This is a genomic window from Paenibacillus sp. FSL L8-0333 (assembly GCF_037965665.1).
Taxonomy (GTDB): domain Bacteria; phylum Bacillota; class Bacilli; order Paenibacillales; family Paenibacillaceae; genus Paenibacillus_AQ; species Paenibacillus_AQ odorifer.
Window position 1 is genome coordinate 3247535 of sequence record NZ_CP150186.1, and the last position, 17860, is coordinate 3265394.

Sequence of the window (17860 nt, forward strand, 5' to 3'; positions counted from 1 at the left end):
TTAGCATTGTAGTTTTTACCTTAATTATATCCATGAGGTTTACTAAAAAAATCCACAGCAAATTTCCGGAAATGTATAGCTGCTTGCGATAAAAAGTGCTTTCTGCTCCATGCGATGCCAAAAGAGCGTTGACATAACGGATCTGTTATTTTTAATTGAACAATTTCGGTATTTTGACTTCTTCTGCCTAAGGAGAGAGGGAGGGTGAAGGTGATTCCTAGTCCCATTTCTACTAGGGTTTGAATGGCGCTTACTTCTTCAAGCTCGAACGTAATTTGAGGTTCAAATCCAGCTTGTCGGCAAAATTCATCTGAAATTTCACGGAAATTATATCTAGAAGATAAAGAAATGAAATTCTCACCTGCTGCTTCTATCAAAGAAATACTCTTTCGATCAGCAAAGCGATGATTCTTGGGCACAGTCAAACATAATTCTTCTTCTGCTAAGGTAAGCCACTCGATATCTGGTCCGGTAACAGGTGTAGATGATATGCAAAAATCAATCGCTGCACTCTCTAAATCATTTCTCATTTCTAACGCAGAGCCAAGCTGGCGTTGGATGATCCGTACATGCGGATGAAGGGTAAGAAATTCTTTTAGTAAAGTGGGCAATACATACGGGAGTGTGGCCGCAATGGAAATTACTCCATGTTCAAGTCCAGCCATATCTGTGAGCTCACGCTGTCCTTCTTCAAGTTCCATAAAAGCTTGCTCGACGCGTTGCAGATAGGTTTTGCCGAATTCGTTCAATTTTATATTTCTGCCTTGTCGCTCGAATAAGGGAACACCTAAGTTTTTCTCTAAACGCTGTATGGAATTACTAAGGGAGGGCTGAGATACATTTAATTCTTTTGCGGCCTTAGTCATGTGTTCATGGCGTGCAACTGCCTGAAAATATTGAAGCTGAAGGAATTCCATAACAAAAACCTCACTTTACTTATAACTCTAATGTGATCTATCGATCATATAATATGTATTTTACTTAATTAATTTTCAGTCCTATACTATTGTAACATATAAAAAGTTATAGGTAGGATGGAGAGAGTCTGTTGTGATTAGAGAGAAAATATGGACCCGGAATTTTATTGTTGTTTGCTTAAGTAGTTTTTTTATGTTCCTGACCTTTTACATTCTGGCAACTGCATTCCCGTTATACGTAAAGGAAAGTTTGCACGGGAATCAGCAGCAAATGGGGTTAGCGATTACTATCTATGTAATAGGGGGAGTATTGATCCGTCCTTTTTCGGGACAATGGGTCGATAAATTCGGTAAAAAGAAAATGGCGGTTATTGGCCTAACCATTTTTCTAATCGCCTGTATTGGTTACTTCGGATCTAATGGAATTGTATTATTCCTGGTGATTCGTTTCCTACACGGAATGAGTTATGCTGTTGCCTCTACAGCTACAAGTACAATAGCCTCGACGCTAATTCCTTATTCACGTCAAGGAGAAGGCATCGGTTATTTTAGCATGTTTATGAGCATTGCTATGGTCATTGGACCCGCATTGGGGCTTTTTCTCTGGAAAGATGAGAATATTAATGTATTACTGTTAGGTGTATGTGTGATTGCTGCTCTTTCGCTGTTATTCACGTTAGGTGTTCGGATGCCAAAAGAAGATAAGGCTAACGTTATTGAAGCTATTAAGGAACCTGCGAAGACGCGAAAAGGGCTCCGCTGGAGAGACGTAATCGAGCCAAAAGCCTTGCCGATTTCACTTGTCGGATTTACACTTGCTTTTTCCTATAGCTCATTGTCTGGATTTATAGCTTCTTTTACGAAAGAAATTCATCAATCACAGCTTACTGGTTATTTTTTTGTGGCTTTTGCAATTATGATTGTATTGTTTCGTCCGGTTATAGGTAAAGTATTCGATAAATATAATGAGCATATTCTCATCTATCCCGGAATTCTTATCTTCGCCGTTGGATTGCTTAGTTTAAGTCAAGCTCGGTCTGGTTTGATGTTAATGATGTCTGGTGTCATTATGGGAATTGGATATGGTGCACTTATGCCATGTTTCCAGACTCTTGCGCTTAAATTAGCGGCTAAAGATCGTAGAGGTAGTGCGAATGGGACCTTTTTCTTGTTATTTGATTTGGGTTATGGAGCGGGCTCCTATTTCATGGGTTTAATTGCTTCTTATACGGATTACCGAATGATGTATGAGGTTGCAGGGGGAGTAACACTTCTTTCTCTTGCTGCGTACTATTTGCTCCATCATGTACCTCAGGCCAAAGCTAAGCTGCACATACAAAAATCAAATATAGACGTTGTATAAATAGATGGTCTTGGCTGTATGATATAATTATCAGAAAAAATATGGGGAGAACTGTATGACTACTATCATTGATAAAATTGCATGGATTCATATTCAGAATGGACAAGTTTTGTGTGCGCGTTCCACAGGGAAAGATACCTATTATTTGCCTGGAGGAAAAAGAGAAGCTGGAGAAACAGACGAGGAGACGCTCGTGCGCGAAATCGAGGAAGAGATCTCTGTTCGTATTAAACCAGAAACCATCTCCTATTTTGGAACCTTTGAAGCGGAAGCTCACGGTAAAGAGGAAGGCGTCATAGTTAAAATGACATGTTATATCGCCGATTTTGAAGGTACACTTAGTCCTGCGTCGGAAATTGAAGAGTTATCCTGGTTATCTTATAAGGATCGAAATGGTGTTTCAGTCGTTACACAGATCATTTTTGATCAATTGCATGAGCATAAATTACTTTCCTAATCCACAATTTAAAGTTCTGAAAGCCCGTTTTAAGCCTAAGAGATGGCTTGAGGCGGTCTTTTTTTTGAAAATATATGAAAGGCTTATAGGGGCAACAACATCGTTTATTTTGGTTTAGGACAGATGTCCTTTTTTAAAGGCCTGAATTGCTTTTTAATATGTAAGAGATCGAAGTTGAGGAGAGAGAGAAATGAGAGGAATTATATTTGCGTTTTTAGCGGGGGCTTGTATCACTCTGCAAGGAGTATCTAATGCTCGAATTAGTCAAGATATTGGGACTTGGCAAGCTGCGACAATTACACAGCTAACTGGGTTTATAATGTCCTTATTAATCCTGCTATTCGTCCGAGATGGCAAATCACAGGGCTTTAAACAGGTAAAACCTTTATATTTGATTGGCGGCGCCTTTGCCGCAGTCATTATTTTCAGTGAGGTAACAGCTATTCAGCAGATTGGTGTAACGTTTACGATATCCACATTGCTGATTGCTCAGCTATGCTTGACCTTCATCATCGATATTAAAGGCTGGTTCGGGATGGAAAAACGAAAGATGAGACTGCCACAATTTATCGGTATCGCGTTAATGATTGCTGGCGTCGTGATCCTGAAATTCTAAATGATCCTGATGGACAATCGATAAATGGAGGAATGAAGTTATGATTATAGGTTTGATATTAGCGCTTATCGCGGGCTCACTAGTGAGCCTGCAAAATATATTTAATACGAAGGTTAATGAGAAGGTTGGATCTTGGGCTACAACGACATTAGTGTTAGGCATGGGATTTCTGGCTTCTTTTATCATGAGTCTTATCTTTGAAGGCAACCGTATATTTACTTTGCGAAACATGGAGCCCTGGTATTGGATCAGCGGATTGATCGGAGTGGGAGTTGTAATCTGTCTCGTGCAAGGGACCAAGCGGCTTGGACCAACCTATGCGATCTCTATCGTGTTAATCTCTCAGCTTGGATTCGCTTTATTGTGGGATTCCCTCGGCTGGTTAGGGCTTGAGAAGGTTCCTTTCACTTGGAAGCAGTTGGTCGGAGTACTTGTGATTGTTGGCGGTATTCTAGTGTTTAAGCTAGGCGGTGCCCGGGAGACTCAAAAGTCGGCTTAAATCAATCCTCTAAATAGAGCTAATAAATTTGTAAGCGTGAACCCATAGGGTTCATGCTTTTTTTTGTTATGGATAACCTATTCTCGGACGCATGACTGTCAAATTAGAAGTGATGGCAGTCACACGAGAGGAGAAGAAAATCGATTTATACTTTGCCAAAGCAGTAAATCTGGAGCATAGAAGGAAAGGAGAAATTATCTAATGTCGGGAGCGGAATTGTTAGTTGACTTGTTATTGAGGAAAGGTGTTTCAACGATTTTTGGTTACCCCGGTGGGGCCGTACTGCCTGTATATGATGCATTGTTCGATTGTGAAGGATTAGAGCATATTTTAGTACGGCATGAACAGGCTGCAGTACATGCCGCAGATGGTTACGCGAGAGCGACTGGAAGTGTAGGCGTTACACTCGTAACTAGTGGTCCTGGAGCCACCAATGCTATAACTGGGATAGCGACAGCTTTTATGGACTCCATTCCACTGATTGTACTAACTGGTCAGGTCCCCACGGATATGATTGGATTAGACAGCTTTCAGGAGGTTGATATTTATGGCATGACCATGTCCATCACGAAGCATAATTACATAGTAATGAATAAGAGTGATCTCCCACGCATCATTGATGAAGCTTTTTATTTGGCAACTACAGGACGTCCTGGCCCAGTTCTTATTGATCTGCCTAAAAATGTTATGATGGACACAACTCCAATAATATACGAAATTCCCGAACAACAATCATTTGTTTCTATTCGTGGATATTCAGTTGCTAATCAGTCTAATGGGAATGACTTGGATACGATGGCGGAGAAACTTCGGAATGCTGCCAGACCCTTACTATTGATCGGCGGGGGATGTGTAGCAGGTGAAACCCCTTCCTTATTGCTTAATTTGGCAGAACGCCTCGATCTTCCAGTTGCTTCTACTCTGATGGGTATAGGGGCGTTTCCATCTGATCATCCATTGCACTTAGGAATGGTAGGTATGCATGGAACGGTGGCCGCGAACCGCGCTATACAAGCAGCTGATGTTCTAGTTTGTCTCGGCGTCAGATTTAGTGATCGTGTAACAGGAAAACGCAGAGCGTTCTCTCCTCATTCGTATAAAATCCAAGTGGACATAGATGAAGCTGAATTTGATAAAAATATAGAGATGGATCTAGCTCTTTGTGATTCTATAACAAACGTATTACAGGAAATGCTTAATCGCTTATCAGATAGAAAGATTCCTGAATGGCATGACCAGATCAATAAATGGAGCAGATGTCCAATTCAACCATTTAGAGATCATCATGAATCGAGATTGACACCTCAAGACGTTATTCGGTACGTTGATCATGCAACTGTCTCCGATGCTATTATTTCCACGGATGTAGGACAACATCAAATCTGGACAGCACATCACTATAATTTTAAAAAGCCGCGTACCTTTCTAACCTCTGGAGGATTGGGTACTATGGGTTACGGGTTTCCTGCAGCTATTGGAGCAGCAGTTGCTTTTCCGGAACGGCAGGTTGTATGTATAAGTGGGGATGGAAGCTTTCAAATGAATATGCAGGAAATCATGACAGCTGTAGATTTGCAGCTCAATGTAAAAGTAGTTATTTTGAAAAATGGTTATTTAGGAATGGTGCGTCAGTGGCAGGAACTATTCTTGAACAAAAGATACTCAGCCGTACAGATTAGTTCACCTGACTTTGCCGCACTCGCTAAATCCTTTGGTGCACAAGGTTATCAAGCCAGCACTAAAGAAGAGGCTAAAGCCATAATCCAACATGCTATGAATACCGAAGGTCCTGCTATTATGGAATTTGATGTCATCGAAGAAACAAATGTCTATCCAATTGTCCCGCCTGGGGCAAGCAACGATGAATCGATTGAAGGGTAGTCTAAATTACAAAATAAGGAGTAGAGTATCTTATGCACATAGAACTAAACGCACTAACAGTAGATAAGTTAAAAGAGAACCTTGGGGAACGGCCAGGTGATTTTAAATTGTTCTTCGATACAGAGGGTTGTGGTTGTAATGGCGTGATCGTAATTCAGATCATTAGTGAACCCTATGCTACAGATATTGAAGTTCAGAAAGAGCCTTTTACATTTTTTGTTGATCGTCAACAGGAATCTTTATTTGATGAACAGATGCGACTTGAAGCAGATGCAAATTACCCTACATTTAAATTAAGTAGTGATGCCAGTCTGTTAGGAAATAATATTCGAGTAAAAGATATTCGCTGAGTAGAGCACTGCTACACTAAAAAACCAGAGCATTTGAGATCATCTCTCAATGCTCTGGTTTCTTGAATTTTTGTTTCCGTATTAGCTGCTTGCGTTTCGTTTCTTATCCATTTGATTTTTTCATAAACGCTATATGGTCTATTTTGCTGTTAACCAGTGTAATTAACTGTTCTGCCATATAGCTCGCCGAATATTTGAAATTGACTTCAGCCCAGTGCATAATGACACCTACTGTAGCAGACATTTGGTAACTCAACATAATTTCATAATCCACGGGAGCAGCATCAGCTTCTATCTCAATCCGCATATCCTCACGCATGGATTCCCGTAAACGGTCGAACAGTTCAACAGTCATTTTCCCACGTTCCACAGCGGATAAGGCCAAAAACTCAGCTTTATGCCCCTCAATATATTCGAACAATTGCAAAATGGAAGGGAAAACCTCTGTTGCCTCAATACGATCCAATCCCTCATAAGGGTCTATTAGCGCTTCACCTATGCCCTGTAGAAATTCATCATGTATTTCCTTAAGCAAAGCCTCTTTACTCTCAAAATGCTTATAAAAAGTCCCTCGATTGTAATCCGCTCGATTAGTCACGTCCAATATCGTAACTGAATCATAACTATTTTCCAATATTAGTTCAACGAATGCAGATTTCAGAGCTTGGCGTGTTCTTCTGGTTCTTCTGTCTTCATGCTCTTCCTGTATCAAAAAAAACTACCCCCAGCTATGATCTTTTTATCGTTCATTTATAATTCCTACTTTAAAAGTAACAAAAGATCAGCCAATGTTCAAGATTTAGACATAAGTAAACACAGAGATCAGTTCTGTTGGTTAGGCGACATTGATTAAAATTCTGATTATTGAACAGATTAACTAATGGGGTGTACTCTAGTAATAGAGATAGGTTATCCCATCTCCTAAGACTATAATATATAGCCAATTCATAACAAAGGATGCGAATATACAATGAGTGAATCATATGTAAAAACTGCTGTAATTACTGGAGCTGCAGGAGGAATCGGTAAGGAGCTTGCCCGTCGATTGTCTGATCGTAAACTGAATCTTGTACTTGTCGATCTGAATGAAGAAGCGATAAAAAATGTTATCCAAGATTTAGGCTTAAATGAATCTAACTCTTTAGCTGTAGCTGCGGATGTCTCTAATGAAGAAGACGTTCAGAATTATGTTAATAAAGCGGTAGAAAAATTTGGTGCCATTGATTATTTTGCAAACAATGCCGGAATTGAAGGTCCAGCAGGTCAAATCGAAGAGCTTAACGTCAAAGCACTTGATCTTGTATACAACGTCAATGTACGTGGTGTATTTCTTGGACTACACTATGTAATTCCTGTGATGAAAAAACAAAACTCAGGTGCTATTCTGAACACTTCTTCTCTGGCAGGACTCATGGGCGCACCAGGCATGGCCCCTTACATTATGTCTAAGCATGCTGTAATTGGTCTGACTCGCGTAGCTGCAAATGAGCTTGCACCACTTGGCATTCGTGTTAATGCGGTACTGCCAGGAACGATCAATACACAAATGATGCGTAAAATTGAGAATAATTTCGGAAGTGCAGAAGAATACAAGGCAGCTAACGAAGCTGCAACACCAATGGGTCGCTACGGTGAACCGCAAGAAGTTGCCGCTGTGATGAACTTCCTTCTGTCGGATGAGGCTTCATTCGTAACGGGTTCTCTATATACAGTCGACGGTGGTATGATAGGTCAATAATGCAAGCTGATTTCGGTCATCATGGATACTCCAAATAAAGGATTGGGCCTGTGCGTTAAGCATTGGGTTCAATTCTTTTTTATTTAGGATACCCGGATCGGATTTAATAATAAGCAATCTGTTGAATTATCTTATAGAATATACAAAGGGGAATTATTCTTTTAAGTATTGCTCAGTTATTTAGATAAATTGTTGGCGAGGAGTGTTCATATGCTTGAATTATCTCAACAGGATTTTATTGAAGTGAAACCGTTACTTACAGGTGCTCCTATTCATCCTGAAATTCTCTCCATCATCGAGGGAAATAATCCGGGCTGGATTTTTGTAGATCAACTTGTAACACCGAAAAGCGCGTTGGTATGGAGTAAGGGGATGCAAGGATTTTATATTATAGGCGATCACACCAATGAGATATTTATCAAAAGCTTAGATAGTTATGTATCCAGTCATATTGCACCGAGGATGAAAAAGCTTGGGCTGGAGTATTTTGAAGTCTCAGGTCAACACGATGAATGGAATCTGGCATTGATGTTTCCTTCTAGGAAGCTATATCCTTTTGAACAAATGGTGTTCAAGTTATTCCACAAGCCCGCTGAGTCCCTTAATAATGGGATTAGAACTATAAATCTTAAAATACAGGATTGGGAGAACTTAGATTTAAAGCACATGGAATTTGTACATGAGAATATTGATTTATTCTGGTCATCGAAAAAAGGCTTTAAGGCAACAGGCTATGGATATGCTGCTATTGAGGGAGCTGAGATCATTGGTGTATGTTATTCTAGTTTCGTTACTGTGGATACTCATGCTATCGGAATTGAAACCCTCTCCAAGTATCAGAATAGAGGAGTGGGGACCCATTTAGCGGCTTTAGTAGCGGGAGATATACTTGCAAATGGTTTTACACCTTATTGGGACTGTTCATTAGATAATGAAGCTTCCCAAAAGCTAGCTCTTCGTTTAGGATTTCAGCAAATTCATCAATATAAGTGTAGCGCTTTTTCAATATGACGGTTTCGCAAATTATTAGGTTAGGATGAACATATATGAAAATATTGCTCGTAGAGGACGATAGAACCATTGCGTCAGGACTTGAATATTCCTTGCAGCAGGATCATTTTGAAACTATTTTATGTTATGATGCAACCTCTGCTAGGAGGGTGTTGGCGGAGCAGATATCTGAAGTAACACTTTGCATTTTTGATCTCTCTCTACCGGATGGCAGCGGATATGATCTGTGTAAGATCGTGAAGGAGCGGAGCGATATTCCGGTCATCTTTTTAACTGCGATTGATGATGAGGTCAATGTAGTGATGGGACTTGATATGGGAGCAGACGATTACATAACTAAGCCATTTCGGATTCGTGAGCTGTTATCACGCATTAAATCGGTGTTAAGGAGATATAACAAGCAGGCTCAGACCCCGTCTAATTTTGAACTAGAGAATGTACGGATTAATACGCTAGAAGGAAAAGTGTATAAGAACGGCAATGAAGTTCTGCTAACAGCATTAGAATATCGTCTGCTTCTGATATTTGCTAATCATGTGGGACAAGTCCTTTCCAGAAATCAATTGTTAGAGCGGATTTGGGATGTCGCCGGAGAATTTGTAAATGATAATACATTGTCTGTGTATATTAAACGCTTACGGGAAAAGTTAGAGGATAACCCGCAAGAGCCCACCTTAATCAAAACAGTACGCGGTTTAGGGTATAAGGTTGGTGATTAGGATGTTACGTAACAAAGAATTTAGATGGTTATTACTAACGATGTCTACGATCAGCCTTCTGGCGATTATAGTAACGGCATTTATTTCATCAGGGGCGATGGGGATCACGGCGGTAACTTCAGTTCTGCTTATAGGTTGTTGTTTATTATTTACCCGCTGGAGATACCGCGAAATTGAGAAGCTTTCAGGGTATCTACGTCAAATTAGCAGCGGTAATTATTCGCTCGATGTTCGTGATAATCAGGAAGGCGAGCTTAGTATTCTGAAAAATGATATTTATAAGGTGACGTTGATGTTATCGGAGCAGCGTTTGCTGTTGCAAGAGGATAAAATAAAGCTTACCAATGCGATCTCCGACATCTCCCATCAGCTCAAAACACCACTTACCTCCATGACCGTGATGGCAGATTTATTAAGCGACCCTGAACTGAACGTTGAGAAAAGAATGGAATTTACGCGGAAAATCAGTCTTCAGCTCGATCGGATTGGCTGGCTGGTTTCTTCATTATTAAAGTTCTCAAAGATCGATGCCGGAACCATTCAATTTAAAAAAGATTCAATAAAAGTAAAGAGGCTTGTTCAGAAATCTATGGAGCCCATACTGATTCCAATGGATATTAAGGAGCAACGGATCCAAATCGAAGGAGAAGACGCTACCTCATTCATAGGCGATTACAATTGGACAACTGAGGCGATGATTAATATTCTGAAAAACTGTGTAGAGCATACACCTGCTGGGGGAGTGATCACGATTTCTTTTGCAGAAAACACGCTGTTCACGGAAATTGTCATTACTGATAATGGCAAAGGAATTCCTAAGGCAGAGATCCCCTATATTTTCAAACGATTCTACAAGGGGACAAATGCAAACGAAGACAGCATTGGAATTGGACTTGCCTTGGCGCAAAGTATTATCACTGAACAAAACGGAACGATTGATGTGATGAGTGAAGTAGGGAAGGGTACACAATTTCAGATCAAATTTTACAAGCAAGTGATTTAACACTTATAGCTTAGTGACTAGAATGTCACTTAAGAGTCACTGGAGAGTCATTGTAGACAGATATACTGATCTCATCAACAAATGGAGGTCTAACAATGGATATTTTAAAGATTGAACATCTGTCTAAAACATATGGTAAAGGCGAGACTGCAGTAAAGGCTCTGGATGACGTATCGTTTTCAATTAAAAAAGGTGAATTCGTAGCGATTATCGGACCATCCGGCTCAGGAAAATCAACCATTTTGCATTTATTAGGTGGAGTGGATAGACCGACAAGCGGCAAAGTATTTGTAGATAACACGGATATTTACGATTTGAATGAAACACAACTGGCGATCTTTAGACGCAGACAAATTGGTCTGATTTATCAGTTCTATAATCTCATACCGGTGTTGACGGTCGAAGAGAATATCACACTACCGTTACTGCTCGATCAGCATAAGGTGGATAAGAAACAGTTTGCGGATACCGTGAAGGCGTTGAATCTGGACAATCGTTTAAAACATCTGCCGAATCAGCTATCAGGCGGACAGCAGCAGCGGGTATCCATAGGCAGAGCGTTAATTAGTAATCCTGCAATTATGCTGGCAGATGAGCCAACTGGTAATCTAGATAGCAAGAATAGTAGTGAAATTATTGAATTATTAAAAATGTTTAATAAAACGTATAATCAAACACTTATTGTTATTACTCACGATGAACGTATTGCCTTGCAAGCAGATCGGGTCATTACTATTGAAGATGGAAGGATCGCTAAAGATGAGGTGATTCGTCCGTGAATATCGTAAACAAATTAACTATAAGACATTTGAAACAGAATAAGCGAAGAACATTGGTTACTATCATTGGAGTCATTATTTCTGTAGCTATGGTAACGGCTGTCGCGACCTTAGGTTTTTCTTTTATGGAATTAATGAAGAAGCAAAGTATCTCGACAAATGGAGAATGGCATGTCCAATATAGAAATGTTACTAAAGCTCAGCTCAAAGCGATAGAAACAGATGATGCGACAAAAGCACTAGTGATCTCCAACGATCGTGGTTACGCCCCTTTAGAGGGTGGGAAGAATGAGAATAAACCTTATTGGTATATCAAGGAATATAATGCAGCTGGTTTTAAACAATTTCCGATTGAACTGCTGGAAGGTAGACTCCCGAAGACAAACCACGAAGTAGTCATTTCTGAGGAGATTGCAAAGAATGCAAAAGTCACTTACAAGATGGGGGAAACTTTAACGCTTGATGTTGGTGAACGTGTCACTAGCGATGGTGAAAATAGTGGCCAACCCCTATCTCAGAATGAACGATTACGGACTGAAGAGGACACCCTGCTTGAAAAGATTATTCATAAAAAAACAATGAACTATACGATTGTGGGAGTGATAAAGCGTCCTACTTGGGAACCAACATGGTCTCCGGGCTATACTGCCTTAAGTTATGTGGATGAAAGCTTGATTGGAGCAGCCGAAAAAACCACAGCGACGGTAGTATTAAACAAGGTGGATAGCTCCATATACAAGCATGCAGAGGAATTGGCAAAAGAAAACAATATCGAGTCGATCTCTTATAATAATAGTCTGCTCCGCTACTATGGTGTGACGAATAACGATGGCTTACGTAACACACTTCTTTCATTGTCAGTGATCATTATGGTTGTGATTATCATTGGTTCCGTTTCATTAATCTATAATGCTTTTGCGATCTCTGTCTCGGAGCGTGCACGTCATTTAGGGATGCTCTCCAGCGTAGGGGCTACAAAGTGGCAGAAGCAGAATTCAGTGTTTTTTGAAGGAATGATTATCGGTTTAATTAGTATCCCCATTGGGATCATTTGCGGAATAGCAGGCATCGGGATCACTTTTATGTTTATCAATTCGATGATTCAAGATGTATTAGGCATAACAGAAAGATTAACGTTGGTTGTTACACCTCTGTCTCTACTAACCGCTTGTTTAGTTTCAATACTGACAATTTTTATATCCACCTATCTTCCAGCCAGAAAGGCTTCAAAGATCTCGGCTATTGATGCGATCAGACAAACAACCGATGTTAGGCTCTCTGGTAAAGCTGTGAAAACATCCAAGTTCGTGCGCAGATTGTTTGGTATTGAAGCAGAAATTGGTTTGAAGAATTTAAAGAGAAATAAACGCAGGTACCAAGCAACCGTGTTCTCACTTGTCATTAGTATCGTTTTGTTTTTATCTGTATCAGCGTTCACTTCTAATATGACAAGGTCGGTAGAACTCTCACAGGATGGGTTGAACTATGATATCCAAGTATTTATGGGGACTGAGGACGCTCAAAAAGTGGATCGGTTGACGAAATCGATATCCAAATTACCTAATATAACGGAATATAATGTGACTAGGGAACTTAGTGTGAGTTCATGGATTGATGAAAAAAATATGGCGAAAGAATTGCAAGAGATTGTGCAGGCGGATAAGAGTGTTCTAAAGAACGGGAAATATCCTTACTACATTCAGATTTATGCACTAAATGAACAGAGTTTGAAAACCTATGCAGAAACGGTCGGCACAAATTATGAACAACTAACGAAGCTTGATCAGATGACTGCTATTGTGAATGATACGGTTACTTTTGAGGATGAGAAAGCCAAAAAAATTGTCGAGACCAAAGCTTTTCACTCTGAAGTCGGCCAAAAGCTTGATCTTTTTTATACGGATTGGGATACAAAAAAAGAGACGGATTTATTACCCGTAAAAATTGCCGCTCTAACTGATAAACGTCCCATGGGTGTACATTCAGCAATGGTTGGTGGAATAAACATCATCGTCTCTGAACAAGTCTTCGATAAACTAACAAATGATACGATGAGTAAAGATATTCAAAGTCGGCTTAACTTGAACAGCACAGACCCATTAGCGACACAACAAGCCATAGAGGAAATGAAAGAGCGGAATATCTATGTTCAAAATGTGTATCAAAATAGACAAAATAGTGAGCAGATGATCATGTTAATGTCTATTTTCACCTATGGTTTTATTGCTTTGATTACTTTAATATCAATTGCGAATATTTTTAATACGATATCAACCAGCATATCCCTTCGTAAAAGAGAGTTCGCAATGCTGAAGTCTGTGGGGATGACACCAAATGGTTTTAATAAAATGATTAATTACGAAAGTGTTTTTTATGGAATAAAGTCACTACTATACGGGCTTCCGATTAGTATCGTTATTATGTACTTGATCTATAGATCAATGATGAGCAGCTTCTCTTATGGATTCACACTTCCGTGGATGAGTATCTTGTGTGTCATAGCGGCTGTATTTATCATCGTTAGCGCAGCCATGTTATATTCAAGCTCAAAAGTGAAAAAAGAGAATATTATTGATGCATTAAAACAGGAAAATATATAATTATTAGCCCATCATTGCCGCGTTTAACGCGGCTTTTTTGTGTCATATCTGACACGTGGGTATGTAAATTCTTATAAATTCCTATGATATAATGTACACAATTGAATTGATACAGATTATAACCACGAGGTAGGTGTCAACGAATTGAGAACAGTTGTCGTGATTGGCGGGGGAATTACTGGATTGTCTACCGCTTACTATTTACAGAAATCTATTGAGCATAACAAGCTAGATGTAAAAATTATTTTGGTTGAAGCCAGCGATAGACTGGGCGGCAAAATCAGAACACTAAAACAAGAAGACTTCATTATGGAGTCTGGGGCAGATTCTATTGTCACTCGCAAAACGAATGTTGCACCTCTGATTGAAGAATTGGGTATACAACATGAGGTCGTATATAACGCGACAGGAATATCCTTTATTTATACGGAAGGTAAGCTGAAGCAAATTCCTAAAGATGCAGTCTTTGGCATTCCACTCAGTATGGAGTCGCTTGCTACAACAGAACTGATCTCAGCTGAAGGAAAGGTTGAAGCACTCAAAGATTTCTACACACCCAATAATAAGTTTACGAAAAACGATTCCGTGGGTGATTTTCTAGAAGCTTTTTTAGGAAAGGAACTTGTCGAGAAGCAAATTTCACCTGTTCTTTCAGGTGTATATTCCGGGAAGTTGAGTGAACTTACAATTGCTTCGACACTGCCTTATTTGATTGATTATAAGAATGAATACGGCAGTATTATTCAGGGTTTATCCGCTAATAAAGCCAAATTTCAAGGAAATGGCGATAAGAAGTTCATGTCATTCAAGGGAGGTGTATCTGCCTTGATCGATTCTATGGAAGAACATCTTTCTAATTCGGAGATCATCAAAGGGATTCGTGCCGAGAGAATTGAGAAACGTGGAGAGCAGTACCGGGTAACTTTGGCAGATGGACGAATCATAGACTCCGATGTTGTCGTACTTGGAACGATGCATTCTACAGCACAAGCGCTACTTCAAGACGAAGAACTAAATGAAGATTTCAATCAGTTATATAATAGTTCAATGATTAGTGTATATTTAGGATTTAATATCCCTGATAGTCAGTTGCCTGCGAATGGCACAGGGTTCATCACTGCCAACAGCGATGATGTTCTATGTAATGCGTGTACGTGGACAAGTCGCAAGTGGGAGCATACGTCAGGACAACAGCGTCTGCTTGTCAGACTCTTTTATAAGAGCTCAAACCCTCATTATGATTCGTTGATCAAGCTATCTGAAGAGGAACTATTGAAGGTGGCTTTGAAAGATATACAGACCAGTCTCGGGATAACAGGACAGCCAGCTACCTATGATGTGACCAAATGGCATGATGTAATGCCAAATTACCATAAACTTCATCATCAAATTGTAGTATCCTTAGAGAAGAAGATGACAGATAGGTATCCTAATGTTATCCTTGCCGGATGCTCTTATTATGGAGTTGGTATTCCGGATTGTATTGCGAATGGAGAAAAGACAGCTGAGCGTATTTTGGAACAAGTAACTATACAATAAAAAGGAGGGTGTACAATCGTGAGAAGATTAGCGATCAGCTCTATGCAAAGTCTAGACTTATAAACAACGGCGGTTGTTTGTATAGAGCGAAAAATTGAGTTTACCGCTAGTGCAGTGTGCATGGGTTGTTTACAGAATAGACTTTGCTACCTTCAAACTCATTAAAAAGTTTAAGGAGCAGAGCGATTATGAAATATGTAAATGCAGATACGATTTTCCCAAAAGAATTATTAGAGGAAATTCAGAAATATATCAACGGTGGTATGGTTTATATCCCTAAGCCTGAAGAATCACATGTAAAATGGGGCGAAAAATCAGGGAGCAGAAAATACTTAAGATCTAGAAATATCGAAATCTGTCTAAGATTTGCTGTTGGTGCAACGGTTGACCAGCTTTCAGATGAATATTGCCTTTCTAGAGATAGTATCAAGAAAATTGTTTATTCAAAAAAATAGCTTATCATCCAAAAAAACCACGTTAGAGGAAACTCTGACGTGGTTTTTGGAATTTGATTATAATTTAATCTTAAATACCATATTTTTTCCGATATTTATTGATCCCATCTACAAACTGTCCTTCATACTTCACGCCTTCATCCATCTTTTTATTTGCGGCATTAATAGCTGTACTAGAAACCTTTGTTTTGTATAGTGCTTCTTTCATCATTGTCATTGCTTCTAATTGCAACTTAATCGCTTTTAAATAGATTTCATGTAACGCCTGCAATTCTGTATTGGGTGCTTTGATCTTTTTCGCCTCTATTACCAACTTAGTGTAATTGGGAATGATCACATTATTAAACGCTGTATAGCGTTGTTTTCTATTGTTACCTGTATCTATTCTGTTCTTTACATATGCCTCAGAGGCAATTTCGTCAAATTTAAAAATCGCTGCTATTTGATTAGAATAGGTTGTGAAATCTATTACTTCTTGTGGCGTTTTCATCTTTTCTTCATAATCTGCCTCAGATAGAACGGTAATAGGGAATCTTTCTTTAGACCAACCAGGAATGTTGAAGACTACTTCTGCAGAACCTTCTTGAACTCCTGTAATAATATAATCTGAGTAACCATCCAATTCAATGGTAAGTATAGATTCATCAGAAACTTCAGGTGTCAATTTTGCATATGTAAGACTGGTCATTTCGGCTAGTAAGCGAACTTTTATTTTTGTGGTTCCACCCACGGGAATAACATCACTAGACAAAGTAATACTCGCTTCGTTGAGCAATTTCTTATCAGCAGCAAACACAGTGGATGGCATTAATAGAGCAATAACCATAGTGCATAGTATCAAATATCGACCAAACCTTTTCATTTTCAATCATCCTTATCTATTGATTTTGTATTTACTGGTAGCAATCCCGCATTCCATAAACTTACTATTCCTCCCTGAGTTTTACTATAAAGTGTTTTTTCTCAAATACCAACTACTTTTTGTGCTTTAAATCTCTATACATCGATTGGGAATGGATTACTGAATTAAATGAAGTCAAATATAAAGATAGATAGGGCGACAACCTGTATTTTTTGATACAAGTTGCCGTCCTATCCATTAAATATGTAATGCTATACGATTTGTTTATTCATATTCAAAGAGGCTTCAAATGCATCAATTATATACAGGAATCGTTCTGCTTCTCGGAATACATGATCCGCAAGTAATGGATGGATGATGCTCTTTATTCGACATTCCTCAATAAGATCTCGTGCCGTTTTCTTAAAGTCACGGAGAGATTTAACTGAGACTTTATTCTCGTCAAGTTGCTGACTGAGCAGGGGTTTGGTTTGGGATTGAGGACGCATGGAGCTAAGATCAATAGCTTGATACAGCAAAACATCAAAGTCATGGCTGAAATTTCTTGCTTGTTCAACAAGTTGACGTTCAGAAGGGTCCAATAAATGACCAATGAATTTAGCATGGTCTGCCATTATACGTAGGAAGAATACATTTTCATTAATAATTGCGTCTGGTAAAGGATCTAACCTACCCTGATTCAGTTCTTCCAGTCGATTTCGAAAATAGTTGGCTTCCCTACTGACATGATCCACTAATAAGGGGAAGTTCGTTCCGCCTGGAAGCTTACATTGTAGAATTAGACCTAGTATTTTTCTTTTGAACGCCCAGATATGTGAAGCTGCACTATGAACTTCCTCATTAAACTTCCGTATTACTGCTGGATCAGAATCCACAGTAAATCCGAGTGATCTATTCTCTATGGCTTCGAATGTGGCATAGAAATGGTTTGCTTCATTAATTAGTTGCGTGTCTTCACAACGAAACCCTAATTTAAGAAAAAAAGAGTGTTCTTTCATGATTCGTGACCAGAATCGTATTTCATCTAGAGATCTCGAAACAAAAGGATCCGGCATATCTGAGCACACCTCC

The 17860-nt window shown here is 39.3% G+C and carries 18 protein-coding genes; 14 read left to right on the forward strand and 4 right to left on the reverse strand.

Features of this window, described 5'->3' with window-relative positions; translation table 11 throughout:
• Positions 1-20: 20 nt before the first annotated feature.
• Complete coding sequence (locus tag NYE72_RS14560) at positions 21-917, reverse strand: LysR family transcriptional regulator (protein WP_076141662.1); 897 nt, start codon at positions 915-917, stop codon at positions 21-23.
• Between the two features lie 133 nt (positions 918-1050).
• Between NYE72_RS14560 and NYE72_RS14565 the strand changes: the two genes are divergently transcribed.
• The 6 genes from NYE72_RS14565 to NYE72_RS14590 all read left to right on the forward strand — a co-directional run bounded on the left by NYE72_RS14565 (position 1051) and on the right by NYE72_RS14590 (position 6083).
• On the forward strand, positions 1051-2280 hold the full coding sequence (locus NYE72_RS14565; RefSeq protein WP_339211983.1) for an MFS transporter: 1230 nt from the start codon (positions 1051-1053) through the stop codon (positions 2278-2280).
• 55 nt (positions 2281-2335) lie between these two features.
• On the forward strand, positions 2336-2737 hold the full coding sequence (locus NYE72_RS14570; protein WP_339211985.1) for an NUDIX domain-containing protein: 402 nt from the start codon (positions 2336-2338) through the stop codon (positions 2735-2737).
• Positions 2738-2927: 190 nt separating this feature from the next.
• Positions 2928-3353: a DMT family transporter gene (locus NYE72_RS14575; RefSeq protein ID WP_036678064.1), complete on the forward strand. Its 426-nt coding sequence runs from the start codon at positions 2928-2930 to the stop codon at positions 3351-3353.
• A gap of 40 nt (positions 3354-3393) precedes the next feature.
• The gene (locus NYE72_RS14580) at positions 3394-3852 is read left to right on the forward strand and encodes a DMT family transporter (RefSeq protein WP_036678062.1); all 459 of its coding nucleotides are present in this window, start codon (positions 3394-3396) and stop codon (positions 3850-3852) included.
• Positions 3853-4053: 201 nt separating this feature from the next.
• Positions 4054-5733 (forward strand): biosynthetic-type acetolactate synthase large subunit, encoded by a 1680-nt coding sequence (ilvB, locus tag NYE72_RS14585; RefSeq protein ID WP_339211986.1) that lies wholly within the window; start codon positions 4054-4056, stop codon positions 5731-5733.
• A 32-nt stretch (positions 5734-5765) separates the two neighbouring features.
• Complete coding sequence (locus NYE72_RS14590; RefSeq protein ID WP_038570840.1) at positions 5766-6083, forward strand: iron-sulfur cluster biosynthesis family protein; 318 nt, start codon at positions 5766-5768, stop codon at positions 6081-6083.
• Between the two features lie 103 nt (positions 6084-6186).
• On the opposite strand, the gene NYE72_RS14595 is transcribed toward NYE72_RS14590, so the two are convergent.
• Entirely contained in the window at positions 6187-6795 is a 609-nt protein-coding gene (locus NYE72_RS14595) for a TetR/AcrR family transcriptional regulator (protein ID WP_038570842.1), read from the reverse strand.
• A gap of 258 nt (positions 6796-7053) precedes the next feature.
• Between NYE72_RS14595 and NYE72_RS14600 the strand changes: the two genes are divergently transcribed.
• The 8 genes from NYE72_RS14600 to NYE72_RS14635 all read left to right on the forward strand — a co-directional run bounded on the left by NYE72_RS14600 (position 7054) and on the right by NYE72_RS14635 (position 15927).
• Entirely contained in the window at positions 7054-7821 is a 768-nt protein-coding gene (locus NYE72_RS14600) for an SDR family NAD(P)-dependent oxidoreductase (protein WP_036678050.1), read from the forward strand.
• A gap of 210 nt (positions 7822-8031) precedes the next feature.
• A complete protein-coding gene (locus NYE72_RS14605) occupies positions 8032-8832 on the forward strand; it encodes a GNAT family N-acetyltransferase (RefSeq protein ID WP_076099297.1) in 801 nt (266 codons plus the stop codon).
• A 35-nt stretch (positions 8833-8867) separates the two neighbouring features.
• Complete coding sequence (locus tag NYE72_RS14610; protein WP_036678046.1) at positions 8868-9551, forward strand: response regulator transcription factor; 684 nt, start codon at positions 8868-8870, stop codon at positions 9549-9551.
• A gap of 1 nt (position 9552) precedes the next feature.
• Positions 9553-10554, forward strand: coding sequence for a HAMP domain-containing sensor histidine kinase (locus NYE72_RS14615; protein WP_038570849.1), 1002 nt, complete (start codon positions 9553-9555; stop codon positions 10552-10554).
• A gap of 95 nt (positions 10555-10649) precedes the next feature.
• Positions 10650-11333 (forward strand): ABC transporter ATP-binding protein, encoded by a 684-nt coding sequence (locus tag NYE72_RS14620; protein ID WP_036678042.1) that lies wholly within the window; start codon positions 10650-10652, stop codon positions 11331-11333.
• A complete protein-coding gene (locus NYE72_RS14625; RefSeq protein ID WP_076099296.1) occupies positions 11330-13933 on the forward strand; it encodes an ABC transporter permease in 2604 nt (867 codons plus the stop codon). The genes NYE72_RS14620 and NYE72_RS14625 overlap by 4 nt, the downstream gene beginning before the upstream one ends.
• Positions 13934-14077: 144 nt before the next feature.
• Positions 14078-15472: a protoporphyrinogen oxidase gene (locus NYE72_RS14630; protein ID WP_076099295.1), complete on the forward strand. Its 1395-nt coding sequence runs from the start codon at positions 14078-14080 to the stop codon at positions 15470-15472.
• 188 nt (positions 15473-15660) lie between these two features.
• A complete protein-coding gene (locus NYE72_RS14635; protein ID WP_038570858.1) occupies positions 15661-15927 on the forward strand; it encodes a CD3324 family protein in 267 nt (88 codons plus the stop codon).
• A gap of 70 nt (positions 15928-15997) precedes the next feature.
• Here the strand turns inward: NYE72_RS14635 and NYE72_RS14640 are convergent, their stop codons facing one another.
• A complete protein-coding gene (locus NYE72_RS14640; RefSeq protein WP_076099294.1) occupies positions 15998-16789 on the reverse strand; it encodes a hypothetical protein in 792 nt (263 codons plus the stop codon).
• A 251-nt stretch (positions 16790-17040) separates the two neighbouring features.
• Positions 17041-17844: a DUF2935 domain-containing protein gene (locus NYE72_RS14645; protein ID WP_036678028.1), complete on the reverse strand. Its 804-nt coding sequence runs from the start codon at positions 17842-17844 to the stop codon at positions 17041-17043.
• Positions 17845-17860 lie beyond the last annotated feature (16 nt).

Bases quoted from the DNA above. Each gene is read 5' to 3' on its own strand.
- NYE72_RS14620 (WP_036678042.1), top strand. From the start codon at position 10,650: ATGGATATTTTAAAGATTGAACATCTGTCTAAAACATATGGTAAAGGC.
- NYE72_RS14560 (WP_076141662.1), bottom strand. From the start codon at position 917: ATGGAATTCCTTCAGCTTCAATATTTTCAGGCAGTTGCACGCCATGAA.
- NYE72_RS14645 (WP_036678028.1), bottom strand. From the start codon at position 17,844: ATGCCGGATCCTTTTGTTTCGAGATCTCTAGATGAAATACGATTCTGG.
- NYE72_RS14635 (WP_038570858.1), top strand. From the start codon at position 15,661: ATGAAATATGTAAATGCAGATACGATTTTCCCAAAAGAATTATTAGAG.
- NYE72_RS14615 (WP_038570849.1), top strand. From the start codon at position 9,553: ATGTTACGTAACAAAGAATTTAGATGGTTATTACTAACGATGTCTACG.
- ilvB (WP_339211986.1), top strand. From the start codon at position 4,054: ATGTCGGGAGCGGAATTGTTAGTTGACTTGTTATTGAGGAAAGGTGTT.
- NYE72_RS14610 (WP_036678046.1), top strand. From the start codon at position 8,868: ATGAAAATATTGCTCGTAGAGGACGATAGAACCATTGCGTCAGGACTT.
- NYE72_RS14640 (WP_076099294.1), bottom strand. From the start codon at position 16,789: ATGAAAAGGTTTGGTCGATATTTGATACTATGCACTATGGTTATTGCT.
- NYE72_RS14575 (WP_036678064.1), top strand. From the start codon at position 2,928: ATGAGAGGAATTATATTTGCGTTTTTAGCGGGGGCTTGTATCACTCTG.
- NYE72_RS14590 (WP_038570840.1), top strand. From the start codon at position 5,766: ATGCACATAGAACTAAACGCACTAACAGTAGATAAGTTAAAAGAGAAC.
- NYE72_RS14600 (WP_036678050.1), top strand. From the start codon at position 7,054: ATGAGTGAATCATATGTAAAAACTGCTGTAATTACTGGAGCTGCAGGA.
- NYE72_RS14580 (WP_036678062.1), top strand. From the start codon at position 3,394: ATGATTATAGGTTTGATATTAGCGCTTATCGCGGGCTCACTAGTGAGC.
- NYE72_RS14605 (WP_076099297.1), top strand. From the start codon at position 8,032: ATGCTTGAATTATCTCAACAGGATTTTATTGAAGTGAAACCGTTACTT.
- NYE72_RS14570 (WP_339211985.1), top strand. From the start codon at position 2,336: ATGACTACTATCATTGATAAAATTGCATGGATTCATATTCAGAATGGA.